Origin of the sequence: Pseudomonas sp. NGC7 (assembly GCF_047159675.1) — a bacterium.
Classification (GTDB): domain Bacteria; phylum Pseudomonadota; class Gammaproteobacteria; order Pseudomonadales; family Pseudomonadaceae; genus Aquipseudomonas; species Aquipseudomonas kermanshahensis.
The window spans coordinates 4250004-4274258 of the sequence record NZ_BAAFZY010000001.1; the positions used below are offsets into that span (position 1 = coordinate 4250004).

Below are 24255 nucleotides of genomic sequence, written 5' to 3' on the forward strand. Positions count from 1 at the left end.
GGCACAGGCCATCGACATTCAGCGCTTCATGCACCGCTGATACCGCTCATCCACCCTGCCCGCAAACCACGCGGTGGTGAGCTTGCGGGTAATCTTCGGGCTCTTCAGCTCGATCCCCGGCAAGACCGCACGCGCCACCGGTTTACCTCCCGCCGCATCCGCCAGCTCGAACACACCCCTGTACAGCTTGCTGTCTTCAAAGGCCAGGCTGTCACCCGACTCCAACTGGCTGCGAATCTGTGGGTTGCGCAAACCCAGCTTCACCCCCAATTTGCGCGCCGCCAGCTCGGTGGTACCGGGCATGATCGCGCCGGGGGCAATCAGGTCGCCATCCAGCGCCAGGCTGGTGCCCGTCACCTTGCTCAGCGCCCCCTGGAACGCCGCATTGCGGCTGGCGTACCAGCCTGCATTGAAATCAGCGAAGCGGTACAGCTGGCGATCGTAATGCGCCGGGTAGCCCAGCAAGTGGGCAATGCCGAAATACAGGCCGCCACGGCGGCTGAACACTTCCTGGCGGATCGTGCCTTCATAGCTGTAGGGGTAGTCCTTGGCGTGCTTTTCGGCGAAGTCGATGCTGACCTGCATCGGCCCGCCGGTGTGCACCGGGTTGAGCCCACCCAGCAAGGTCTTGCCCAGTGGCAGGCGGGCGATGACTTCGTCGTACAGCGCACTCAGTTGCTTCTCGCTGCGCACGGCCAGCAGCCGCTGCTGGTAGCTCTGGCCGTTGCCGGAAGGCGTCTTCAGCGCGCCATCCACCAGCAGGCGGGGAATGTGCAGGCGCGCGGCGCGACGGTCGATTTCGTCGCGAGCGATGCGCCCGAGGTTGGGCACCTGTGGGTCGGCGTTGAAGGTCGACTCCTGCTCGGTCACTGCCAGTACCGCGCACAGGTTGCTTTTGCTAGGCGCAATGCGCTGGGCTTCGAAGGCCTGTTGAATGTCCTTGGCCCAGCCTGCACGGTCTTTGGCTTGCGCGGGTAATAAGCGCATCAGTTGGGCGCGCACCTTGGCCGGGTCCGCTTCAGGCTCTTCTTCGCGACGCCCCGCGCAGCCTTGCAGCAGCGCCAGGGCCATCAGGGCCGTCGCCAGTAACCGCGCGTTCAGGGCTGCTCACCGACCAGGTAGGTCTTGCTGATATGGCGGAACTGCGGGTGGCTGGCACTGCCCATCAGTTCGAACAGCACCATCTCACGGGTGACGATGTGCGCCCCGGCTGCGCGCATGCGCGCCAGGCCCGCGGCCTTGCTGGCTGCGGTGCGGCTGTCACAGGCATCCTCGACCACGAACACCTGCTTGCCCAACGCCAGCAGGCCGAGCACAGTTTGCAGCACACAGACGTGGGTCTCCATACCGCAGACGATCACCTGCTCACGTCCCATCAAACTGGCCGGCAAGCACTCGGCGGCCACACAGGAGAAATGGCTTTTTTCCACTACCTGGGCAGCAGGCGCTGCAGCGGTCAGTTCCGCCAAGGTAGGGCCAAGCCCTTTGGGGTACTGTTCGGAAATGACCGTCGGCAGTTCCAGCTCCGCAGTCGCCGCCAGCAACCAGCGCGCTCGCGCCCGAGTGCCTTCGGGGTCGCTCATGGCGCCGATGAGTTTTTCCTGGATGTCGACGACCAGCAGCGTGGCCTTGTGTGGATCGATCAGCATTGTCTGCCCCTTGCCTGGGAAAAGGCCTAGCCTCCCCCAGGCAAGCGGTGACGTCAATCAGGCCGAAAGCCGATGTGGCTCAAGCGACGCGGCCAGCACGCCGAGCACACGGTCTTCGTGTTCGTGGATGAAGAAGTGGCTGCCGGGGAATATGTCCAACGAAAAGTCGCCCAGGGTTTCCTTGCGCCAGGCCCGCAGTTGCTCCTCGCTGGCCCGGTCGTCTTCGCCGCCCAGCACGTGCAGCGGGCATTGCAACGCTGGCCGCTGACGATAGGCATAGCGGCCGCACAGCAAAAAGTCGGCGCGCAGGATCGGCAAGGTCAGGCTCATCAACTCGGCATTGCCCAGCACTTCCTCTGGCGTACCGTTGAGTTCGCGCAATTCGCTGATAAGCTCATCGTCGCGCTTTGGGTCGCGCCAATTCTTACCATCGTAGTCTTCGCGCCGGGTGGGGGCGGCGGTGCCGCAGGCGAACAACGCCAACGGCGGCGCACACCCCAGCGCCTGTAGCTCATGGGCCAGCTCGAAGGCCAGCAGCGCGCCCAGGCTATGACCGAGCAAGGCATACGGCGCGCTGGCGGCCAGGCGTTGCTCGGCCGCCAATTGCCGCGCAAGTGCCTGCATGTCGGTCTGCAGCGGTTCGCCCATGCGCGCACCGCGCCCAGGCAGCTCCACCGGCCGCACCTGCAACCAGGCCGGCAGCTTGCGCCGCCAGCGGCTGTAAACCATGGCGCTGGCCCCGGAATACGGCAGGCACAGCAGGTTCATCGAGGTCACTGCGCTGCGGCTTCGGCCATCTTCTGGCGCAGGCTCAGCGGGCGCATGTCGGTCCAGACCTCGTCGATGTAGGCCAGGCAGTCTTTCTTCAGGCCGCTCTTGCCTACTGCTCGCCAGCCAATGGGGATTGCCTTGTAGTCGGGCCAGATCGAGTACTGCTCTTCGTGGTTGACCACTACCTGGAACTGGATATCGTCGCGGTCGAATACGGAAGTCATTGCCTGTCTCCTTGAGTGATAGGTGCCGGTACGCGCTTGGCGTAGGACGGCTCTCAAGTAGACGTAAGGCGGTGCGGAAAAATTAGGGGGTGATTGATAGGGGGCATGGCGTTGTTTTTGCAGCGCCTGGGAGATCGAGCGCCGCCCATCCCCTCACGCCCCCCGCAGCAAGTCATGGTCATCCAGCAACCGATAAGCCACCTGCGGATTACGCTCCAACCCCCGCCGAATCGCCGCCGGTATCAACTGCCGGGTCTTGCGACAAAGCCCCGGTTGTTCATCCAGCTCGATGACAATCCCGCGCATGGTCCGCACCTCATTGAACCCTGGGGCAATGTGCACACGGATGCCAAGGTTTTCATACATCCGCTGTTGCAGGCGCTGCAGGTCATCCAGGTCTTTGAGGTTCTCCAACCGCTCGAGCAGGCGCTTCTCCTCCTGCCGCGTGAGCAGGAGGATGCGCTGCGCCGCTGACGGCTGCTCGGCCAGGTGCTCGCGGCCGCAGTTACAGGCGCCAGGGGGGCACGGTTGGCGAAGGTTGGGTGGTGTGCTCATGGGGCAAGCATAGCCTTCTTCGCCATCAAGCCCCAATTCGAACCTGTTAGGGCCAAAAGGGCCGCTGCGCGCCCCATCGCCGGCAAGCCAGCTCCCACGAGAATGCGCGGTTCCTGTGGGAGCCGGCTTGCCGGCGATGAGCTGCACAGCAGTCCCAGTGCCTCAAAATCCACTTTATTTCCTATCAGGCAAAAAAAATTCACAAAGCGCTAGACCTCAACCCATCACTTCGCCTATAAATCGCCTAAAGGAAATTTATATTCCTACGAAGAAACACTCTTCGCCATCCCGCGAACCCCTTTGCCCTTGTGCCCGACCTGCCCCACTCCACCACGAGGCCCCGACATGCATCCCGCTCCCGATCATTTCATCCTGCGCGTCAGTTGCCCGGCCGTGTCCGGCATCGTCGCCGCGGTGACCACCTACCTGGCCGAGCAAGGTTGCTACATCAGCGAGATGGCGCAGTTCGACGACGAGGACAATGGCCGCTTCTTCATGCGCGCCGTGTTCCGCTACAACACCGGTGTCAGCGGTGACACGCCGCAACTGGAAGCGGGCTTTGCCGACGTCGCCCAGCGCTTCGACATGCAATGGAGCCTGCACAGCAGCGCCCGGCCGATGCGTGTGTTGCTGATGGTCAGCAAGTTCGACCACTGCCTGTCCGACCTGCTCTACCGCCACGCCAAGGGCGAACTGGACATGCACATCACTGCCGTGGTTTCGAACCACCTGGACCTGCGCCCCATGGCCGAACGCCAGGGCATCCGTTTCGTCTACCTGCCAGTAACCAAAGAAACCAAGGCCGAGCAGGAGGCCGCGCTGATGCGCATCGTCGAGGACACCGGCACCGAGCTGGTGGTGCTGGCGCGCTACATGCAAATCCTCTCCGACGACCTGTGCCGGCAACTGTCGGGCCGGGCGATCAATATTCACCATTCGTTCCTGCCCGGTTTCAAAGGGGCCAAGCCTTACCACCAGGCTTACCAACGCGGGGTCAAGCTGATCGGCGCCACCGCACACTACGTCACCAGCGACCTCGACGAAGGGCCGATCATCGAGCAGGAAGTGCAGCGCGTGGACCACGCCTACGCCCCTGACAACCTGGTAGCCATCGGCCGTGACACCGAGACCATCGCCCTGTCGCGTGCGGTGAAGTACCACCTGGAACACCGGGTGTTCCTCAACCACGACCGCACGGTGATCTTCAAATGAATGCCCTCCCCAGCGTCAAGCTGATCGACGGCAAGGCCACGGCGGCGCGGGTGCTGGCCGAGGTCCGCGAGCAGGTGCATACCCTGCGCCAGGGCGGTGTGCAACCAGGCCTGGCCGTGGTGCTGGTAGGCGCCGACGCCGCCAGCCAGGTGTATGTACGCAACAAGGTGCTGCGCGCCGAGGAAGTGGGCATCCGCTCCCTGGAACATCGCCTGCCGGCAGACACGTCTCAAGCCCACCTGCTGACCCTGATCGACCGGCTCAACCGTGACAACGCGGTCAACGGCATCCTCGTGCAACTGCCCTTGCCGGCACACATCGACGCGCACCGCGTGCTGCAAGCCATCAGCCCGCTCAAGGACGTGGACGGCTTCCACAGCGAGAACGTCGGCGGCCTGGCCCAGGGCCGCGACGTGCTCACCCCCTGCACCCCCAGTGGCTGCATGCGCCTGTTGCGCGATGCTTGCGGTGAGTTGCGCGGCAAGCATGCGGTGGTGGTGGGGCGTTCGAACATTGTCGGCAAACCCATGGCCGCCCTGCTGCTGCAAGCCGACTGCACGGTGACCGTGGTGCACTCGCGCAGCCACGACCTGCCGGCGTTGTGCCGCCAGGCCGACATCCTCGTTGCTGCGGTGGGCAAGCCGCGCCTGATCGGCGCCGACTGGCTCAAGCCCGGCGCAGTGGTGATCGACGTCGGCATCAACCGCATCGATGAAGACGGCCGCAGCCGCCTGGTCGGCGACGTCGATTTTGCTGCCGCCCTGCCCCAGGTCGCCGGCATCACCCCAGTGCCCGGTGGCGTCGGCCCGATGACCATCGCCTACCTGATGAAAAACACCCTGCTCGCCCTCGACCTACAACAACAGGCCGCCCAACAGGAGCGCACCGCATGCCTTTCGCCCTGCTGAAATACGGCCTGAGCGCCGACTACCCGGTGGAGGTCGACCTGCCGCCACCCTGCGAACTCAAACCGCGCTACGACGTAGTGATCATCGGCGGCGGCGGCCACGGCCTGGCCATCGCCTACTACCTGGCCAAGTACCACGGCATCACCAACGTCGCGGTGCTGGAAAAGGCCTACCTGGGTGGCGGTAATACCGCACGCAACACGGCGGTGATTCGCTCCAACTACCTCACCAGTGAAGGCGTGCGCTTTTACGCAGAATCGGTGCGGATGTTCCAGAACCTGTCCAACGAGTTCGACTTCAACATCATGTACTCCGAGCGCGGCCAGCTGACCCTGGCGCACACCGACGCCACCGTGCGCGCCTTCCGCCAGCGTGCCGAGGTCAACAAGCACTTTGGCGGGCGCACCGAGATGATCGACCGCCAGCAGATCCGCGAACTGGTGCCGAGCCTGAACCTCGACCCCGGCCACCTGCCGGTGCTGGCCGGGCTGTGGCACATCGACGGCGCCACCGCACGCCACGACGCGGTGGCCTGGGGCTACGCCAAGCAGGCTGCCAAGCGCGGGGTCGAGATTCATCAACTGACCGAGGTGCAGGACCTGCTGATCCGCAATGGCCGCATCGAAGCGGTGAAGACCAACCGCGGCACCGTGCAGTGCGGCTGCGTGGTGCAGGCCGTGGCCGGGGCCAGTTCGCTGTTGATGGCCAAGGCCGGCATCCGTGCGCCGATCCACACCTACCCGCTGCAGGCCATGGTCACCCAGCCGTTCAAACCGTTTCTCGATCCGCTGGTCAGCTCGTCAGCACTGCACTGCTACGTGCAGCAGACCAGCCGTGGCGAGATCGTCTTCGGCGGCGGCTCCGACCCCTACCCGTTGTACAACACCCGCTCCACCCTCGATTTGAAGGAAAGCCTACTGGCCCACGCCATCGAGATGTTCCCGTTCATGGCCAACGCCAAACTGATGCGCCAATGGGCCGGGATGACCGACATGACGCCGGACTACAGCCCGATCATGGGCCTGTCGCCGGTCGACAACTACTACCTGGACGCCGGCTGGGGTACCTGGGGTTTCAAGGCCACGCCCATCTGCGGCAAGACCATGGCCGAGCTGGTCGCCAGTGGCGGCAAGGTGCCAGAGATGATCGCGCCCTTCGCCCTGGAGCGCTTCAGCCGCCTCCAGCAAGTCAACGAAATGGGCGCGACCGCCGCCAGCCACTGAAAGGAACGCACGATGAAGATCCTGACCTGCCCCTTGAACGGCCCGCGCAACATCAGCGAATTCACCTACGGCGGCGAGTTCAAGCATATGCCCGACCCGGCCGCCTGCAGCGATGCCGAATGGGCCGACTACGTGTTCAACAGCGACAACCACGCCGGTGTGGTCATCGAGTGGTGGCTGCACAACGCCTCCAGCTACTGGTTCCTGGCCGAGCGCCACACCGTCAGCGACCAGGTGCTGCGCACCTTCGACCCGAAAGAACGGTTCGACCGCCGCGTCGACTTTACCCCCGCCGCCACCCCGGAGATCGCCGGATGAACAGCCACACTCGCCTCCCCGCGCCCATGGGCCTGCTGATCGACCGCGAGCGGCCCCTGCGTTTCAACTTCGATGGCCAGGCCTGCTCAGGCTTTGCCGGTGACAGTATCGCCAGCGCCCTGCTCGGCAACGGCCGCTGGTTGCTGTCGCGCTCGTTCAAGTACCACCGTCCACGTGGCCCGCTGAGCCTCGCCGGGCAGGATGCCAACACCCTGGTGCAACTGCCCGACGAACCCAACGTGCTGGCCGACATGGAGGCGGCGCGTGATGGGCAGGTGGTCGAGGGGCAGAACTTCAACGGCAGCCTGGAACACGACCGTGACGCCTACCTGGGCACGTTTTCGCGGTTCATGCCGGTAGGCTTCTATTACCGCTCGTTCTACAAGCCCAAGGGCATGTGGAAGGTCTGGGAGCCGCTGATTCGCAAGAAGGCCGGCCTCGGCGTGCTGGACCTCGGCTTCAAGCCGCAGTACTACGACAAGGCCTATCTGTTCGTCGATGTGGCGGTGATCGGCGGTGGCCCTGCCGGTTTGCGCGCGGCGCTGGACGCAGCCAACGCCGGGGCCAAGGTGCTGCTGATCGAGCAACAGCCGGTGCTGGGAGGCTCGCTGACCTACGCCCGCTTCGACATTGCCGGCACCCGCGCAGCCAGCCTGCGCCAGGAGCTGCTGGCGGCTGTCGAGGGCCATCCGAACATCCACCTGCTGCTTGAGGCCACCTGCAACGGCTGGTTCACCGACAACTACCTGCCGGTGATACAGCACAAGCGCCTGTACAAGGTACGCGCCACGCGCTGCCTGGTGGCGGCGGGTTCGTTCGACCAGCCGGTGGTGTTTCGCAACAACGACTTGCCCGGGGTGATGCTGACCAGCGCCGCGCAACGGCTGATGAAGCTCTACGCGGTCAAGCCGGGGCAACGGGCGGTGATCCTCACGGGGCACGATGACGGCTACCTGGCCGCGCTCGACCTGCAGGAGCAAGGTGTGGCCATTGCCGCCCTGGTGGACATGCGCGCCGCGCCCGCCGATGCCGCGCTGGCTGCCGAATTGAAACGGCGTGATATCCCCATTCATCTGGGCAGCACCGTCTATGAAGCCCTGCACGACAAGGGCATGCGCCATGTGACTGGCGTCGATATCCGCCCGATCACCGGCCAGGGCAAGGTCGGCGACCATGGCCTGCGCCTGGCTTGCGACCTGCTGTGCATGTCGGCCGGCTACATGCCGGTGTACCAACTGCTGTGCCAGGCTGGCGGCAAGCTGGCCTATGACGTCAACCGCGACGAGTTCACCCTCAGTAACCTGCCGGCCGGGCTGGATATCGCAGGCTCGGTGAACGGCCGGCATGTGCTAAGCAATGTGCTCACGGACGCCACACGCGCAGCTAGCGAGGCCCTGGCGGCGCTTGGCCTGGAGGCCCCTGCGCAGGCAAGCTTCGTCGCAGAGGCCAAGGTCAATCATCCGTGGCCGATCTTCCCGCACCCCAAGGGCAAGGATTTTGTCGACTTCGACGAAGACTTGCAGGTGCGCGATATCGTCAACGCCACCCGCAGCGGCTATCGCGATGTGCAACTGGTCAAACGCTTTTCCACGGTCGGCATGGGCCCGTCCCAAGGCCGTCACTCGGCGCTGCCCACCGCGCGCTTAGTGGCCCAGGCCACGGGCCGCAGCATCAGCGAAACCGGCGTGACCACAGCACGGCCACCGTTCCAGGCCGAGAAACTGGCCCATGTGGCGGGCCGCGCATTCGACCCCTATCGGCAAACACCGATGCACCGCCGCCACCTGCAAGCAGGCGCGAAAATGATGCCCGCCGGCATCTGGCACCGCCCGGCCTACTACGGCAAACCCGAGGACCGCGAACGCTGCATGCAGGAAGAAGCGCGGCATGTGCGCGAGAAGGTCGGGCTGATCGACGTCTCCACCCTCGGCGGCCTCGACGTGCGCGGCCCGGACGCGGCCGAGCTGCTCGAGCGCCTGTACACCTTCGGCTTCGCCAAACTGGCGATCGGCCGCACCCGCTATGCACTGATGACCAACGAGCACGGCGTGGTGATCGATGACGGCGTCTGCGCCCGCCTGGCCGAGCAGCACTTCTATGTCAGCGCCACCACCAGTGGCGTCGACCGTATCTACCAGCAGATGCTCAAATGGAACGCGCAGTGGCGCCTGGACGTCGACATCACCAACGTCACCGCCGCCCTGGCCGCCGTCAACCTGGCCGGCCCCTTGTCGCGCCAGGTGCTGGCCAAGGTGTGCGAAGGCGTGGAACTGTCGGCCACGGCCTTCCCTTACCTGGGCGTACGCCTGGGCAAGGTGGCGGGCATTTCGGCGCGCATCCTGCGGGTCGGTTTCGTCGGCGAGCTGGGCTATGAAATCCATGTGCCGGCACGCCATGCCGAACGCCTGTGGGACGCCTTGATGCAAGCAGGCGCCGGGCTGGGCATTCGCCCGTTCGGGGTCGAGACCCAGCGCCTGCTGCGGCTGGAAAAAGGCCATGTGATCATCAGCCAGGACACTGATGGCATGACCCACCCCGCCGAAATCGACATGCAGTGGGCGATCGGCCGCAAGAAACCGTTCTTCGTCGGCAAGCGCTCGATCGAGATCCTCGAAGCGCAGCCGCTCAAGCGCAAGCTGGTCGGGTTCACGCTGCCCAAGGGCAGCCCGCAGCCACTGGAAGGCCACCTGGTACTGGACGGCCCGGACATCAGTGGCAACGTCACCTCGTGCGAGTACTCGCAAACCCTGGGTCAGATCATCGGCCTGGCTTACGCCGGCGCCCACCAAGCCACCCCCGGCATGCACATCCCAATCCGCGTGGAGGGCGGTGTGATGGTCAATGCCAAGGTGGTGCAACTGCCCTTCCATGATCCCGACAACCTGCGCCAGGAGCTGTGAGCCATGACTAGCCTGAAGACAGAACAGCGCTTCTCTCCCCAGCCACAGGCCGAGCCACTGCTGACCTGCGCGCTGACCGACCTGACCGACCTGGCGCGGGTGGGTTTTCGTGGCGCCGACACCTCGGCCTACCTGCAAGCACGCGGCTATCGTTTGCCGCCACAGCCCAACCAGGCGCTGCGCCAGGACGACGGTAGCTGGGTGGCGCGGCTGTCGGCCACCGAATACCTGCTGCTGGGCAGTTTCGCCGACCAAGGGGCGCGGATTGCCGCCGAAGAGGCCGACTGGGTGCAGGACGCCCAGCGCAACTACCTGCTGCCGCGCCAGGACAGCCACGCCTGGCTGCAGCTGTCGGGGCAGCATTGCAGCGCGGTGATGGCCAAGCTATGCGGGGTTGACCTGCGTGCCCAGGCGTTCCCGGTCGGGGCCGTGGCGCAGACATCGGCGGCGCGGATCAATGTGATCGTGGTGAATGTCGGGCGTGAAGCGGTGCCGGCCTTGCAACTGCTGTTTGACCGGGCTTCGCGGGCGTATTTTTGCGAAGCGATGCGCGATGCGATGGCGGAATTTGAAGGGGTGGAGATTGCACTGGACGCTGCGTACTAGCGGCAGGCGCGATTGAGGTAGGAGCAGCCTTGTGCTGCGAAGAGGCCCGTACCCGCAGCGAAGATCCACGGTGTTGCCACCGGCCTCTTCGCAGCGCAAGGCTGCTCCTACACCCTTAAAGCGTGGCCAGCGGTGAGGCCTGGACGGCCCGCGAGCGCCAGGCAAACAGCAACACCATCACCAGGCCCAACCCCGCCATCAACGCACCCGCCAGGGAAATCGCCGGGTAACCCAACCCTGCATTGATCACCGCGCCACCCAGCGCGGCACCGATCGCATTGCCCAGGTTGAACGCCCCGATATTCACCGCAGACGCCAGGTTGGGCGCCTCCTTGGCGGCCTCCATCACGCGCATCTGCAGCGGCGGTACCAGGGCAAAACTGGCAGCGCCCCACACCAGCACCGCCAGTGCGGTAGGCAGTGCCCAGGGCATCAACAGCGGGAACACCAGCAACACGGCAATCAGCACCGCCAACGAGACGATCAGCGTGCGGTCAACCGAACGGTCCGCCGCCTTGCCACCCCACACGTTGCCCAGCGTCAGGCCAATACCGAACAACACCAGCATGGCGGTGATGAACGGTGTGGAGGCCTGGGCTTCACTGTGCAGGATTGGCGCAATGTAGGTAAAGACGGTAAACATCGCACTGGAACCCACCACGGTCAGTGCCAGCGCCGCCAGTACCGGGCCACGGCCCAGCACGCGGATCTCGGCCATCACCCCATCGCTTTTCGGCAGCGGCACATTAGGCAGTGCGTACCACAGTGTCGTCATCGCAATCAGCCCCAGGCCCGCAATGCCCCAGAAGGCCGTACGCCACCCCAGCAATTCGCCAAACCAGGTGGCCAGCGGCACACCGCCGATGGTCGCCAGTGTCAGCCCCATGAACATGGCCGCCACGGCCCCTGCCCGTTTTTCAGGGGGCACCACGCTGGCCGCGACGATCGAGCCAATGCCAAAGAACGCGCCATGGTTGAGCGAGGTCACCACGCGGGCAACCATCAGGCTGGCGTAGTCGGTCGCCAGGGCCGACATCAGGTTACCCAGGGTGAAAATGGCCATCAGCCCGATCAGCAGGTAACGCCGTGGCACCCTGCCGGTGGCCAAGGTCATCAGCGGGGCACCGATCAGCACGCCGAGAGCGTAGGCACTGACCAGCAGCCCGGCTGCGGGGATCGACACGCCAAGGTCAGTGGCAATACTGGGCAACATGCCCATGGGGGCGAACTCGGTGACGCCGATGCCAAAGGCACCGATGGCGAGTGCGACGAGGGGTGGATTGATGCGCATGAAACGGCTCCTTATCTGTGCATGAAATGCTACGATCCGTTTCATGCGGGCACTAGTCTGCATTTTTGCCAACCACCTTTGCGCATGAGGCACAAATGGACTTCACCGGAAGGTCTGGAGAGATGGAGATTTTTGCCAAGGTGGCGCAAGAAGGCAGCTTGTCTGCGGCGGCGCGGGCGCTGGGGCTGACGCCGTCGGCGGTCAGCCGGATCATCGCGCGTACCGAGCAGCGCCTAGGCACTCGCCTGCTGTTGCGCACCACCCGCGCCATCACGCTGACCCCAGAGGGCGACGCCTACCTGCGCGGCGCACGGCGCATCCTGGCCGATCTGGATGAGGTCGAGGATGCCATCACCGACCAAGGTGTACCGCGGGGCCGGCTGCGAGTCAGTGCCGCACTGGGCCATGCGCGACTGACGGTGGTGCCTTTGCTGGCGCAGTTCAGCGCCCTGTACCCGCAAGTGCTGGTCGACCTTACGCTCAGCGACGAAGTGGTCGACATCGCCGGCGGCCAGGCCGATGTCGCGCTGCGTTTCGGCCACCTGCCGGACAGCTCGCTGAGCGCCCGCTACATTGGCGACACCGGCCAAGTGATCGTCGCCTCGCCCGACTACCTGCAACGCTGCGGTACCCCCGTGGCACCTGAAGACCTGGCCCGCCACAACTGTTTGCGCTTCAACTTCCGCCGCGCTGAAGCCGACTGGCCGTTTCGCCGGGACGGGCAGGCCTTTGCCCTGAAAGTCACCGGTAACCTGGAGTGCAGCAGCGGCGAGGCACTGGCCCAATTCGCCAGGCTGGGGGCCGGCATCGCGCGCATCGGCACCTTCACAGTGGCCGATGACCTCAACAACGGGCAACTGGTGCCCGTGCTGGAAGCCTACAACCCCGGCGACCGCGAGCCGATACACGCCGTATTCGTCGGTGGCCCGGCGATGCCGGCACGGGTGCGGGTGTTCGTGGACTTCCTGGTCCAGCATCACCAGGGCTGGCCAACCCGCCACGAACAGCCACGATTTACACCCTGAGCGCAATTCATGCGCATATTTCTGCGTTGCACGCGAACACTTAGCAACCCCGCCTGACTGCCTTGCGATAGCATTGGATCCAATCGTTACCCCTGCTCGCCCCACACGGCTCGAGGAGATTGGCATGCAAGCTTTGGGAATGGACTACCGACACGGCGAAGTGGTTGCCAGCCACTGCCATGCCGAAGATCAACTGATGTATGCCGCCAACGGCGTGATGCGCGTGTACAGCGATGGCGGCAACTGGGTGATACCGCGCGGGCAGGCGCTGTGGATACCTGCCGGCATGAGCCACGAAGTGCGCATGCAAGGCGAAGTGTCGATGCGCACCTTGCTGCTGGGGTCGCACGTGACTCGCTGCCATGTGATCGCGGTCTCCGGCCTGCTGCGCGAGTTGATCCTGGCGGGGTCACGGATGTTGCAACGCGACGAGCCGCTGGGCGAGCACGCTCGGGCACTGATCCAGCGTGAACTGGAGACCGCCGAGCGCATCGACGCCTATGTGCCGGTACCGCAGCATGCGCGGCTGCGCGCCTGGTGCGAGGGGTTTCTCGAAGACCCGGCCCAGGACCTGACGCTGGAGCAGTGTGGCGCGCAGTTGAACATGAGTGCCCGCACCCTGGCGCGGTTGTTTCAGCGTGAGGTGGGAATGTCGTATGGCGAGTGGCGGGCCCGCACCCGCATGATCCTCAGCCAGCAGTGCCTGGCCGATGGCAAGCCGATCCTGAACGTGGCGCTGGAGCACGGCTACCAGAGCGCCAGCGCATTCGCCGCGATGTTCAAGCGCATCCTTGGCTACAACCCCAGCGCCTGGCAAATCAGCGTGCTCGGCACCGGCACCGCGCCCACGCACTGACCGCCGAGGCTGAGGTTGTCCCAGTTGCGCGCACGGTTGTCCCGCTTGCGGCAGCGGGGCCGCCCTACCCCTCGATAAGCTGGCTTCACGACCCCTCATACGACTTTGCGTGATGCCAATACGATCCCTTTCCTGCCCTGCCGGGCGCGCCGCCGCCCTCGGTTTGTTCGGCGTGCTGACGGCTTGCACCGGGCACCCCACAAACGCTGTGCCCCCCACTGCATACCAGGCAACCCCTGCACTGCACCTGCCTGCCGGCGTCAGCGACCAGGCGCTGCCCGCGCGCTGGTGGGCGCTGTACCACGACCCGCAGCTCAATGCCTGGGTGCTGCAAGCCTTGGCGCACAACCAGGACTTGGCGCAGGCCGAAGCCAACGTGCAGGCCATGCTCGCCGGCATTGGCGAGTTCGATGCCCGGCGCTGGCCGTCCACCTCCATTGGCATGGGCGCGAGCTATGGCAAGAGCGCCGATGACCAGACCCTGGCCGAGGCAACCGACAGCCATGCGCCCTCGCAATGGGCTTTCAACCCGGCCATCGAGCTGGCTTACCAGGTCGATGTCTGGGGCCAGGTGCGCGCCGCCCTCGAGCGGGCGCGGGTGCAGGCCGAGGCCAGCCGCGATGCCCTGGACCTGGTGCAGCTGCACGTGGTCAGCCAGACCACCCGGGCCTACATCGACCAGTGCGTGTACGGTGCCCGCATCGCCGCGGCCAGGCAGTCCCTGAGCACTCTGGAGCGCAGTGTGCAGCTCAGCGACCGCCAGCGGCAGGCCGGGGTCGCTACGGAGCTCGATAGCGTGCGCCTGCTGGGGTTGCGCGAGCAGGTGCGGGCGCAACTGCCGATGCTGGAGGCACGTCGGCAGATGGCGCTGTACGAACTGAGCATGCTCAGTGGCCAGGACCCGACAACGCTCACGGACGACACTGACACCTGCCAGCGCATCCCGACCCTCGCCGCGCCGTTGCCCGCTGGCGACGCCTGGCGCCTGCTCGAACGCCGGCCCGACGTGCGCAAGGCCGAGCGCGAACTGCAGGCTGCCGCCCTGGAAGTCGATATCGTCAAGGCCGACCTGTATCCGAAAGTCAGCTTCGGTGCCTCGCTGACCTCGTCGGACCACCACCTTGCCAACCTGGGTGACAGCCGCGCGGTGATGTTTGCCCTCGGGCCGTTGATCAGCTGGGAATTCCCCAATATCAAAGCCAACCGGGCACGGGTGAACAAGGCCCAGGCCTTGCAAAACGCGCAGGTCGCCCATTACCGCGGGGTAGCGCTGGCGGCCCTCAAGGATGTGCGCCAGGCGCTGGCGCGCCTTGAGGGTGAGCGCCAACGGGCCTTGGCCCTGGGTGCGGCCCTGGCGCAAGGCGAGCGTGGCTTTGCCCTTGCGCAACGCAACTATCAGGCAGGCACCGTTGATGCATTGGCGTTGCTCGACAGCGAGCGCGACCTGATCCAGGTCAGGGCCAGCCACGTCGAGGCCCAAGGCCGCCTGGCGCGTGCCCAGATCAACCTGTTCCGCGCCCTCGGCGGGCGCTGGCAGTCGTCACCAGCACCGGCCCCAAGCCAGGTGCACCGCTCCACCCCCGAGACTGGAAGCCAATCATGAATGTTGCCGTTAGCAAGAACCCGCTGCCCGATGACCAGGCCCAGGCAGTTGCCACCGCCCCCAGGCCTACCCGTCGCCGCCTGGCGCTGTACGCCGGTGGTGGCCTGACGGTGCTGGCAGCGCTGGCATTCAGCGGGTACTGGTTGACCACGGGGCGCTACCTGGAAACCACCGATGACGCTTACGTGCGTGCCGACTGGGTGGCCTTGAGCGCGCGCGTGGCCGGTTATGTGGCCAAGGTGGAAGTAGAGGACGACCAGGCCGTCAAAGCCGGCGATGTGCTGGTACGCCTGCAGCACCGCGACTACCGCGCCCGCCTCGACCAGGCCACTGCCGGCGTGGCCGAAGCGCACGCCGCGTTGGCCGCCGCCCAGGCACGCCAGCACGTGGCCGCCGAACGCATCAACCAGCAGCAGCAGGCCATCGTCCAGGCTGAAGCGGCCGTGCACAGTGCCAGCGCCGAGCGCCAGCGCAGCGAGCTGGACATGCAGCGCTACCGTGGCTTGGTGCGCGATGACGCAGCCACCGTGCAGCGCCTGGAAGCCGCCCACGCCAACGCCGTGCAAGCCGGTGCCGCGCTGCAAGGCGCGCAGGCACATTTGCGTGAACAGCGCTCGCAGCTGGCGATGGCCAAGGCACAGGCGCTGGCGGCCGATGCCGACATCAAGCAACGGGCAGCAGGCCTGAGCCGTGCCCAGGCCCGGCAGGCGCTGGCCGACCAGGACGCACAGGACACCGTCCTGCGCGCGCCCATCGACGGCGTGGTCGGCCAGCGCCGTGTGCGCGCCGGGCAGTACGTGGTGCCTGGGCAGCCGCTGCTGGCGGTGGTGCCGTTGCAACAGACCTACGTGGTTGCCAACTACAAGGAAACCCAGCTGGCACACATGCGCCCAGGGCAACCGGTGCAGGTCCGTGTCGACAGCTTTTCCAGCCAGCCTGTGCAAGGCCACGTGGCCAGCTTCTCGCCGGCGTCCGGCAACGTCTTCGCACTGCTGCCATCGGACAACGCTACCGGCAACTTCACCAAGATCGTCCAGCGTTTTCCGGTGCGCATCGTCCTCGACCGGCCAGCAGACGGCCTGCAGATATTGCCCGGCATGTCGGTGGTGACCACGGTCGACACCCGCCCCGTGGAGCCTGCCGATGAGCAATGAGCAACGCGTACCGTTACGCGCCTGGGTGGCCGTGTTCGGCGGCCTGCTCGGTTGCTTCATGGCCGGCATGAACGTGCACGTCACCAGCGCGGCGCTGCCCGAGATCCGCGGCTCGCTGGGCGCGAGCTTCGAGGAAGGCTCGTGGATTTCCACCGCGTACCTGGTGGCGGAAATCGTCATGATTCCGCTGACGGCCTGGCTGGTCGAAGTGTTTTCCATGCGCCGGGTGATGTGGACGGGTTCGTTCATCTTCCTGCTGGCGTCAATCGCCTGCTCGTGGGCCCCCAACCTTGAGGCGATGATCACCCTCAGGGTGATTCAGGGCGCTGCCGGCGCCGTGCTGATCCCCCTCTCCTTCCAGCTGATCATCACCGAACTGCCCGCCAGCAAGATGGCCATGGGCATGGCCCTGTTCAGCCTGGCCAACAGCGTGGCCCAGGCGGCCGGCCCTTCCATTGGCGGCTGGTTGACCGATGTCTATTCGTGGCGCTGGATCTTCTACCTGCAGCTGTTCCCCGGTATCGCCTTGCTGCTCGCCATCGCCTGGTCGATCGAGGCCAAACCCCTGCAACTGACCCTGTTGCGCCGTGGCGATTGGCTGGGCATCACGGCCATGGTCGTTGGCCTGGGCGGCCTGCAGATCGTGCTGGAAGAAGGCAGCCGGCTGGACTGGTTCGGTTCGACATTCATCGTCGGCATGTCAATCATCGCCGGCCTGGCGCTGGCGGTGTTCGTCTACACGCAGCTGTACGGCCAACGCGCGTTCATCAACTTGCGCTTGCTGGGGCGGTACAACTTCGGGGTGGCCAGCGTTGCCATGTTCATCTTTGGCGGGGCTACCTTTGGCCTGGTGTTCCTGGTGCCCAACTACCTCTCCCAACTGCAGGGCTACAGCGCCCGCGACGTGGGGGTGGCGCTGATCGCCTATGGCGTGGTGCAACTGCTGCTGGCGCCATTGATGCCACGGCTGATGGCCTGGACCAACGCCAAGTTCATGGTGGCCAGCGGTTTTCTGATCATGGCCGCCGGCTGCTGGCTGGGCGCGAGCCTGACAGCCGACAGCGCCGACAACGTCATCATCCCATCCACGGTGGTACGCGGCATTGGCCAGCCGTTCATCATGGTGGCGCTGTCGGTACTGGCGGTGGCGGGGTTGGAAAAGCGAGAAGCGGGCTCCGCTTCGGCGGTGTTTTCCATGCTGCGCAACCTCGGGGGCGCCATCGGCACTGCGGCACTGACGCAGATCGTGGCCACGCGCGAGCGTTACCACAGCGAGCGCATTCACGAGCATGTGACGGTGTTTGCGCCCAGCGTTCAGGAGCGCATCAGCCAAACCGTGCAGAGCTGGCTGCCGGCCCAGCAGCAGGCGCTGGAGGGGGTGGCGGCGACCATTCGGCGCGAGGCCTACCTGATGGCTTACAGCGATGCGTTCTACCTGGCGTGCCTGGCGCTGATAGGCTGCGCGGTGGCGGCGTTACTGTTGCGGACCCAGCGATCGGCTTGAACCCACCCTGAAAACGGCCCGCACACGCGGGCCGGCTTCATTTGGGCAGGCAGCAGCCTTCAATCGGCGAAGTGGATCACCATGCGGCCTTTGATCTTGCCCGCTTGCATCTCTTCGAAGATGTCATTGATGTCTTCGATCGGGCGCAGGGTCACCTTCGGCACCACCTTGCCTTGGGCGGCAAACTCGAAGGCTTCGTGTAGGTCTTGGCGGGTGCCGACCAGCGAACCGACAACCTCGATACCGTCGAGTACCAGGCGTGGAATATCCAGGCTCATGGCTTCTGGCGGCAGCCCCACAGCTACGAGGCGACCGCCCGCGCGCAGTGCATCCACTGCAGAGTTGAACGCGCTCTTGGCCACTGCCGTGACCACGGCAGCATGGGCGCCCCCGGTCTTGGCCTGGATGACTTTCGCGGCGTCTTCGTCGCGCGGGTTGACCACCAGGTCGGCGCCCATTTCGCGGGCGAAGGCCAATTGATCATCGTTGACGTCGATGGCAATGACCCGGGCGTTGAAGACGTTTTTGGCGTACTGCAGGGCGAGGTTGCCCAGGCCGCCAAGGCCGTAGATGGCCAGCCATTGCCCAGGGCGGATATTCGATGATTTCACCGCCTTGTAGGTGGTCACGCCGGCGCAGGTGATGCTGCTGGCGGCCGCTGAATCCAGCCCATCCGGCACTTTAACCGCGTAGTCGGCCACCACGATGCACGCCTCGGCCATGCCACCGTCGACCGTATAGCCGGAGTTTTTCACCTCACGGCACAGCGTCTCGTTGCCGCTGTTGCAATATTCGCAGTGCCCGCAGCCCTGGAAGAACCACGCCACACTGGCCCGGTCACCCGGCTTGAGCGACGTGACACCCGGCCCCACTTCCACGACCACGCCAATCCCTTCGTGGCCCAGAATTACACCCGTCTTGTCGCCGAAATCGCCATTCTTGACATGCAGGTCGGTATGGCAAACGCCACAGCACTGCATCTTCAGCAACGCTTCACCGTGCGCCAGCGGCCGCAGTGTTTTCTCCACCACGTCCACGCGACGCCCTTTGGCAACGACAGCAGCTTTCATAAACACCTCCGTGTCTGTCTGAGTGAGCTTGAGAGAATGCCCGGATCAGCATAGTGGCGGATGGGGGAAGAGGCGTTGCTTCAGGTCAGGTTTTGAACGGGGGAGCGAGTTTACCCTAATGCCAGTCAGTTAAGCCCAATGGGTCCGCTGCGCGGCCCATCGCTGGCAAGCCAGCTCCCACGGTGCGGCGATGCGACTTGTCCCGCGAATGGGGCTACGCGGTGCATGGCACCGGCTTCGCCGGTGTTCGCGGGGCAAGCCCGCTCCCACAGAGCCCCCGCTCACCCTGTGGGAGCGGGCTTGCCCGCGAAGGGGCGCGGAGCGGCCCCAGTTAACCATCACCCGCCTGCATACCCGTATACTCGTCACCTGCACCCCTCAAGGAGCACGCTCAATGCCCTACCCCATCGAACACAAGCTGGTCATTGGCGTGGCCTCCAGTGCACTTTTCGACCTCACCGTGTCTGACGACATCTACAAGGCCGACGGCGTCGAGGCTTACCGCCAGCACCAAGAGCAAAACCTGGATGAGCCCTTCCCGAGGGGCGTTGCGTTCCCGTTCATTCGCCGCTTCCTCAGCATCAACCAGGCCTTCCCCGACCAACTTCCCGTGGAAGTGGTGTTGCTCTCGCGCAACTCGCCCGAAACGGGCTTGCGCGTGTTCCGCTCCATCAGCCATTACCAACTGGACATCACCCGCGCCGCCTTTATGTCCGGCCGCTCGCCCCACGAGTACATCCCGGCCTTCAACGCCTCGTTGTTTCTCAGCGCCAACGAAGACGACGTGCAGCGCGCCATCGACGCCAGCTACCCCGCTGGCCTGGTGCTGCCGACCCGCATCTACGACGATGAGATTGACACCGAGCTGCGCGTGGCCTTCGACTTTGACGGCGTGATCGCCGATGACGAAGCGGAAAGCGTGTACAAACAGAACGACAACCTGGACGACTTCCAGGCCCACGAGCGGGCCCGCAAGGCCATCCCCCACCAGCCCGGGCCACTGGCGGACCTGTACCGCAAGCTCTCCCACATTCGCACGCTCGAAGACCAGAAGCTGGCACAAGACCCGAACTACAAACGCATCTTGCGCATCGCCATCGTGACCGCGCGCAACGCGCCGTCGCACGAGCGGGTGGTGACCACGTTGAAGGATTGGGGTGTGTCGCCTGATGAGTGCTTCTTCCTAGGCGGGATGGAAAAACCCCGGGTGTTGTCGATTCTCAAACCCCACGTGTTCTTCGATGATCAACGCAGCCACCTGCAGTCACCGGCCGGCGACCTGCCGATGGTGCATGTGCCGTTTGGGGTGGCAAACAGAAGTGGGCCGAAGCGGTTATCAAAACAGCCGCTGGAAACACCAAAAAGCAACGCACTGGAGAAACTTGATTAGCCCCAGCAGGCCAGCGAGTTGGTAAACTCCAGCGGCAGCATTTGCCGATAACAGGAGTTTACGGATGCCATTTCCACTGACGGAACACACAGCATTACTGGCCCTCAAGGGCGTAGGGCCAACCGTTATCGCTCGCCTTGAGCAGATGGGGATTGATTCGCTGGCGATGCTTAGCGAAGCGAATGTCGATGACATTTTGGCCCAGGCATCAGCGGCCGTTGGCTCGACATGCTGGAAGAACAGCCCCCAAGCGCGTGCTGCGATCAATGCGGCCATTCAGTTGGCGAAGGAAACTCAGTCGCGTGCATTAAGGGCGCGAGAGTGAGTTGCCCTATTCGCTTGGCGAATGCAGACGACGCCGGGGGTATAAGCCGAGTCGTGATAGCGGCCTTACGCCAGTCGAACGCGGCTGACTATGATGCCGAGACTATCTCGCGCATCGAGGCGTCTTTCAGTACGGCGGCCATTCTTGAGATGCTGACTCGGCGGTTGGTGTATGTGGCATTGATTGAGGATGAGGTGATTGCCACGGCCAGTCTTGACGGGGATGTGGTCAGAAGTGTGTTTGTCGAACCCCAGCATCAAGGGCTTGGGGTCGGGAAACAGCTGATGGCAGTGATTGAAGATGAAGCGATTGCGCGTGGGCTGGAGGTGTTGCGTGTGCCCTCCTCCATTACGGCGGAAAGGTTTTATGCAAGGTTGGGGTTTTGCACAGTGCGGGATGCGTTTTATGGGGAGGAGCGGACGGTTGTCATGCAGAAAACGCTTCCAGCCTTTGACCCTTCAGGCGGGTCGCGTTTTGTGTGAGATCAACCGAGACCTTGCGCTGGAGATGCCGTCAAGCCCATCGCAGCGGTTCAGCTGCCCTCACTTTAAAACTCGCGCTACGCCGACCATTCCCTGATAGCAAGCTCTACCTGAGATGGGAAAGAAAGAGAAAAGGGTACAGGTGGCGTCTTATGGGCGGCTCAATCAAACGCCCCGTTCACAACCTCATAAATAATCCCGGTAGCAACCGCCACGAGTATCAAATCCACCCCCGCCTGCATCCACTCGTAACCCTCATAGTGAGGCAGTTGCCCCAGCAATCTGCCATCCAGCTTCTTGGCGATGCCCGGCGGCAGCGGCTTCCCCCGCGCCAGGTTCTTCTGAATGCCGGGCGGCAATGCAGCGCCAGGGTTCCAATAGCTGCGGTGGCCACTCAAAATGCCGAGGACATCGCCCCGGTCTATCGATGGACCACCCGGCCACTCACCAGCCTGCGAGCCGTTTTTCTTACCCCCCGCATTGCCCTGCCCCTGGGAGTGCTGCGCCTGACCCTTGCCTTGTCCATGCCCCTTGCTATTGCCGTTACCCGGATCGGCGTACGAAGCAGCAGAAGCCACTAACAGCGCCACTGAAGTGACTGCGGCAATCAACGCGTGTGACTTGGCCATTGCGACATCCTTTTTCAGTGAAACGGTTGGAATTTCTATTCCTTGACCTGGCAAACACCATTGGCTCTGTTCTTACCGGTGTACGAGACATCCGCCGTGCCGTCAAGGTTAGCTAAGTTATCGCCCGGGGTTGCATGACAGCCCCGAACCGCCCAGCCTCACTCAGCACCCGGCGGGATTCCATCCTTGTTCTTGTCCTTAAGCTTGGCCTTTTCCGCTTCCGTGGAATGCGCCGGTACTTGGCTTTGTTGCTTCTGGTCGTCTTTGCGCTCAGTCATCTTGCTACCCTCTAATTGATGTTCGTTAGGCACCCCTGCAGTTGGGCAGTTCAAATATAGGGGCGCAGCACCACGGCGGTGGATTGCCCCTCCATGCCGATAAAGGCATTACCTCATGGCCGCATCAAAGGCTCGATACCGATCCATTTCTTCACAGGTTGGTAGCAGAGTTTGATCGGTGGAATCGGCAGCTTCTGGCCTTGAACCTCCAGCGCGCCCAGGTGGATGGTCCACTTGGAATTGGCATCGAACTTGTCCGTTTGGAAAATCACATAGGCGGAGCCGTAGCGTTTGTTGTTGGTGATCTTGGGGATGTTGCGGTGTACTTCGTCGCTGTTGATGTCGTAGGGCGATGGGCGCGCGGCGGTTGGGTAAACGAGCGGATAGTCGTAGGTTTTGTCGATGCCCAGGTACACCTCGGGCCGCGCCTGCAGGCGTGAGCCATCTTCGAAGGTGATATAAGCCTGGCGACTGTCGTAGAGGACCGGGATCGGTTGCTCGCCGCGGTTGGAGCTGGACGATGGGCGCTGGCGGTTTTTGTTGTAGGCGATCAGTTGCACATAGAATTCACGCCGCGCGTATTTTTCGCCGGGGTATTCAACGTGCAGGACTTGCTCGATTGGCCGGTCGCTCCAGTGGGCGGCGTGGTCGTAGAGGTAGGTTTCCAGGTAGAGGGTGGTCTCCCCTTGCGGGCCTGGCACTTTGAATTGAAATTCGGACTGGCAAAGGTCTGCGTAGGCGGGGCGCTCGCGCTTCCAGGGGACGCAGGCGGCGAGCGTGGCCGCTGCCAGCAATAGCATAAGCGATTGGGTGCATTTCACGTTGGACATAACCCTCCTTGGTTCGCGTTTTCTGTACGCTAGGACCCCCAATCTGGCTCAGGGGTTCAGGCCTCTGACCTGAGTGCAGCTTTAATCAGTAGGCAACCGTTTTCAAGTGACATTCACGCAGGGAACCCGGCAGGAAAGCCCCCCATGGAACGTAAAACAGCCCACGCAGCCACCTCGGACTGGGTCATACGCAGCGCTCAACCCGGCAGCGTAGAGCGGATCGAAGCATGGTTCGGTAGCCATGGCTACGATCCGCATCGTCACGACACCTATTCGATCGGCCGCACCCTTGCCGGCGTGCAGAGCTTTCACTACAAGGGGGCACTGTGCCACGGCGTACCCGGTAATACGCTGGTCCTGCACCCTGATGAAGTGCATGACGGCATGGCCGGCACGGAGGCGGGCTTTCGCTACCGCATGGCCTACATCGACCCGGCGCTGATCCAAAACGTGCTCAGCGGTGAGCCGTTACCCTTCATAGCTGGCGGGCTGTCCAGCGACCCGCGCCTGTACCGCGCCAGTGAAGCCTTCGTGCAGGCACTGGACCACCCCCTGGAAACACTGGAAGAGCAGGACGCCGTCTACGACCTGGCCATGGCCTTGCGTGCGGTCGGCGGCAAGCCACGTGGTCGCAAACGCCTGGACTATCGCTCGGCCGAGCGCGCCCGGGCATTCATCATGGAGCACCTGCACCTGGGCATCACCCTGGAAATGCTCGAACAGGCCAGCGGGCGCGAGCAATGGAGCTTGTCACGGGACTTCCGCGCCCTTTACGGCACCAGCCCCTATCGCTTTGTCACGCTGCGGCGCCTGGACACTGTTCGGCGGCTGATGCTGGATGGCTTCACGCTGGTTGATGCAGCCCTGGCTGCGGGCTTTCACGATCAAAGCCACATGACCCGGCACTTCACCCGCAGCTATGGCGTGTCGCCTTTGCGCTGGCTGGAACGGCTGCGGCCTGCGCGCTGACTTGCAGGATCGTACAAGCGCCGCGCGCTTCGGGTTCGATAGGCTGACTACCTCAACTACAGAGGATCCGTCATGACCAACGCCAACTTGCAACCTGTGAACCTGGCCCAAAAGGCTTCGCTGATCGATCGACAGTGGAGCCCGAGGGTGGTCGCCGAAATGAACGACTATCAGTTCAAGGTCGTGCGAATCGAGGGTGAATTCATCTGGCACTCGCACCCAGAGACCGACGAAGCGTTTCTTGTGCTTGAAGGCACGTTACGCATCGACCTACCCGAGGGCTGCGTCTATGTGAACCCGGGCGAACTGTATGTGGTGCCACGTGGGGTAGAGCACAGGACAGCGGCCCAGGGCGAAGCGAAACTGATGATGATCGAGCCACGCGGCGTGCTGAATACCGGCCATGAAGGGGGTGAGCGCACAGCCTTGAACGACGTGTGGATCTGAGTCGGCGCTGCTTCAGGGGCGGCATTACGGCAGAGT

The 24255-nt window shown here is 64.1% G+C and carries 25 protein-coding genes; 16 read left to right on the forward strand and 9 right to left on the reverse strand.

Annotated elements, in window-relative coordinates; genetic code table 11:
- Window positions 1-18 precede the first annotated feature (18 nt).
- The 5 genes from ACMCNM_RS18930 to ACMCNM_RS18950 form a co-directional block, all read right to left on the reverse strand.
- Window positions 19-1071, reverse strand: a complete 1053-nt coding sequence (locus tag ACMCNM_RS18930) for a DUF1615 domain-containing protein (protein WP_412765161.1) — start codon at window positions 1069-1071, stop codon at window positions 19-21.
- A 26-nt stretch (window positions 1072-1097) separates the two neighbouring features.
- The gene (locus tag ACMCNM_RS18935) at window positions 1098-1649 is read right to left on the reverse strand and encodes a hydrolase (protein WP_027596187.1); all 552 of its coding nucleotides are present in this window, start codon (window positions 1647-1649) and stop codon (window positions 1098-1100) included.
- A 57-nt stretch (window positions 1650-1706) separates the two neighbouring features.
- Window positions 1707-2426, reverse strand: a complete 720-nt coding sequence (locus ACMCNM_RS18940; protein WP_412765162.1) for a thioesterase II family protein — start codon at window positions 2424-2426, stop codon at window positions 1707-1709.
- On the reverse strand, window positions 2423-2644 hold the full coding sequence (locus ACMCNM_RS18945; RefSeq protein ID WP_412765163.1) for an MbtH family protein: 222 nt from the start codon (window positions 2642-2644) through the stop codon (window positions 2423-2425). The genes ACMCNM_RS18940 and ACMCNM_RS18945 overlap by 4 nt, the downstream gene beginning before the upstream one ends.
- A 153-nt stretch (window positions 2645-2797) precedes the next feature.
- On the reverse strand, window positions 2798-3199 hold the full coding sequence (locus ACMCNM_RS18950; RefSeq protein ID WP_186679829.1) for a hypothetical protein: 402 nt from the start codon (window positions 3197-3199) through the stop codon (window positions 2798-2800).
- A 345-nt stretch (window positions 3200-3544) separates the two neighbouring features.
- On the opposite strand from ACMCNM_RS18950, the gene purU reads away from it, so the two are divergent.
- From purU to ACMCNM_RS18980, 6 genes are read left to right on the forward strand one after another with little or no spacing between them, the layout of a single operon-like run.
- Entirely contained in the window at window positions 3545-4411 is an 867-nt protein-coding gene (gene purU, locus ACMCNM_RS18955) for a formyltetrahydrofolate deformylase (protein ID WP_027596184.1), read from the forward strand.
- Window positions 4408-5319: a bifunctional methylenetetrahydrofolate dehydrogenase/methenyltetrahydrofolate cyclohydrolase FolD gene (gene folD, locus ACMCNM_RS18960; RefSeq protein ID WP_027596183.1), complete on the forward strand. Its 912-nt coding sequence runs from the start codon at window positions 4408-4410 to the stop codon at window positions 5317-5319. Before purU ends, folD begins: the two co-directional genes overlap by 4 nt.
- The gene (locus ACMCNM_RS18965) at window positions 5301-6542 is read left to right on the forward strand and encodes an FAD-dependent oxidoreductase (RefSeq protein ID WP_412765164.1); all 1242 of its coding nucleotides are present in this window, start codon (window positions 5301-5303) and stop codon (window positions 6540-6542) included. Before folD ends, ACMCNM_RS18965 begins: the two co-directional genes overlap by 19 nt.
- A 12-nt stretch (window positions 6543-6554) precedes the next feature.
- Entirely contained in the window at window positions 6555-6860 is a 306-nt protein-coding gene (locus ACMCNM_RS18970) for a sarcosine oxidase subunit delta (RefSeq protein WP_186679833.1), read from the forward strand.
- Window positions 6857-9760, forward strand: a complete 2904-nt coding sequence (locus ACMCNM_RS18975; protein WP_412765165.1) for a 2Fe-2S iron-sulfur cluster-binding protein — start codon at window positions 6857-6859, stop codon at window positions 9758-9760. Before ACMCNM_RS18970 ends, ACMCNM_RS18975 begins: the two co-directional genes overlap by 4 nt.
- Window positions 9761-9763: 3 nt before the next feature.
- On the forward strand, window positions 9764-10366 hold the full coding sequence (locus ACMCNM_RS18980; protein ID WP_412765166.1) for a sarcosine oxidase subunit gamma: 603 nt from the start codon (window positions 9764-9766) through the stop codon (window positions 10364-10366).
- A gap of 115 nt (window positions 10367-10481) precedes the next feature.
- Here the strand turns inward: ACMCNM_RS18980 and ACMCNM_RS18985 are convergent, their stop codons facing one another.
- On the reverse strand, window positions 10482-11657 hold the full coding sequence (locus ACMCNM_RS18985) for an MFS transporter (RefSeq protein WP_099428912.1): 1176 nt from the start codon (window positions 11655-11657) through the stop codon (window positions 10482-10484).
- Between the two features lie 95 nt (window positions 11658-11752).
- Between ACMCNM_RS18985 and ACMCNM_RS18990 the strand changes: the two genes are divergently transcribed.
- The 5 genes from ACMCNM_RS18990 to ACMCNM_RS19010 all read left to right on the forward strand — a co-directional run bounded on the left by ACMCNM_RS18990 (window position 11753) and on the right by ACMCNM_RS19010 (window position 17799).
- Window positions 11753-12682 (forward strand): LysR family transcriptional regulator, encoded by a 930-nt coding sequence (locus ACMCNM_RS18990; RefSeq protein ID WP_085273121.1) that lies wholly within the window; start codon window positions 11753-11755, stop codon window positions 12680-12682.
- A gap of 124 nt (window positions 12683-12806) precedes the next feature.
- Window positions 12807-13538: an AraC family transcriptional regulator gene (locus tag ACMCNM_RS18995; RefSeq protein WP_412765167.1), complete on the forward strand. Its 732-nt coding sequence runs from the start codon at window positions 12807-12809 to the stop codon at window positions 13536-13538.
- A gap of 112 nt (window positions 13539-13650) precedes the next feature.
- Window positions 13651-15141 carry an efflux transporter outer membrane subunit gene (locus ACMCNM_RS19000; RefSeq protein WP_412765168.1) on the forward strand — a complete coding sequence of 497 codons (1491 nt, stop codon included), beginning with the start codon at window positions 13651-13653 and terminating at the stop codon, window positions 15139-15141.
- Entirely contained in the window at window positions 15138-16295 is a 1158-nt protein-coding gene (locus ACMCNM_RS19005; RefSeq protein WP_412765169.1) for an HlyD family secretion protein, read from the forward strand. Before ACMCNM_RS19000 ends, ACMCNM_RS19005 begins: the two co-directional genes overlap by 4 nt.
- On the forward strand, window positions 16285-17799 hold the full coding sequence (locus tag ACMCNM_RS19010; protein WP_412765170.1) for a DHA2 family efflux MFS transporter permease subunit: 1515 nt from the start codon (window positions 16285-16287) through the stop codon (window positions 17797-17799). The genes ACMCNM_RS19005 and ACMCNM_RS19010 overlap by 11 nt, the downstream gene beginning before the upstream one ends.
- Before the next feature lie 59 nt (window positions 17800-17858).
- Here ACMCNM_RS19010 and adhP read toward each other — a convergent pair whose 3' ends face one another.
- Window positions 17859-18869: an alcohol dehydrogenase AdhP gene (gene adhP, locus ACMCNM_RS19015; RefSeq protein WP_085273116.1), complete on the reverse strand. Its 1011-nt coding sequence runs from the start codon at window positions 18867-18869 to the stop codon at window positions 17859-17861.
- 394 nt (window positions 18870-19263) lie between these two features.
- Between adhP and ACMCNM_RS19020 the strand changes: the two genes are divergently transcribed.
- The 3 genes from ACMCNM_RS19020 (at window position 19264) to ACMCNM_RS19030 (ending at window position 21066) form a co-directional block, all read left to right on the forward strand.
- The gene (locus ACMCNM_RS19020) at window positions 19264-20259 is read left to right on the forward strand and encodes a 5'-nucleotidase (protein WP_412765171.1); all 996 of its coding nucleotides are present in this window, start codon (window positions 19264-19266) and stop codon (window positions 20257-20259) included.
- Window positions 20260-20323: 64 nt separating this feature from the next.
- Entirely contained in the window at window positions 20324-20584 is a 261-nt protein-coding gene (locus ACMCNM_RS19025) for a Pathogenicity locus (protein WP_099454602.1), read from the forward strand.
- The gene (locus ACMCNM_RS19030) at window positions 20581-21066 is read left to right on the forward strand and encodes an N-acetyltransferase family protein (RefSeq protein WP_412765172.1); all 486 of its coding nucleotides are present in this window, start codon (window positions 20581-20583) and stop codon (window positions 21064-21066) included. The genes ACMCNM_RS19025 and ACMCNM_RS19030 overlap by 4 nt, the downstream gene beginning before the upstream one ends.
- Window positions 21067-21227: 161 nt before the next feature.
- Here ACMCNM_RS19030 and ACMCNM_RS19035 read toward each other — a convergent pair whose 3' ends face one another.
- Together ACMCNM_RS19035 and ACMCNM_RS19040 are read right to left on the reverse strand one after the other, a co-directional pair.
- Window positions 21228-21695, reverse strand: coding sequence for an anti-virulence regulator CigR family protein (locus tag ACMCNM_RS19035; protein ID WP_412765173.1), 468 nt, complete (start codon window positions 21693-21695; stop codon window positions 21228-21230).
- Between the two features lie 391 nt (window positions 21696-22086).
- Window positions 22087-22773 carry a hypothetical protein gene (locus tag ACMCNM_RS19040; RefSeq protein WP_412765939.1) on the reverse strand — a complete coding sequence of 229 codons (687 nt, stop codon included), beginning with the start codon at window positions 22771-22773 and terminating at the stop codon, window positions 22087-22089.
- 174 nt (window positions 22774-22947) lie between these two features.
- Here ACMCNM_RS19040 and ACMCNM_RS19045 point away from each other — a divergent pair, with 174 nt between their 5' ends.
- Both ACMCNM_RS19045 and ACMCNM_RS19050 read left to right on the forward strand, forming a co-directional pair.
- Window positions 22948-23772: an AraC family transcriptional regulator gene (locus ACMCNM_RS19045; protein WP_186679890.1), complete on the forward strand. Its 825-nt coding sequence runs from the start codon at window positions 22948-22950 to the stop codon at window positions 23770-23772.
- A gap of 72 nt (window positions 23773-23844) precedes the next feature.
- The gene (locus ACMCNM_RS19050) at window positions 23845-24219 is read left to right on the forward strand and encodes a cupin domain-containing protein (protein ID WP_099428897.1); all 375 of its coding nucleotides are present in this window, start codon (window positions 23845-23847) and stop codon (window positions 24217-24219) included.
- Window positions 24220-24255 lie beyond the last annotated feature (36 nt).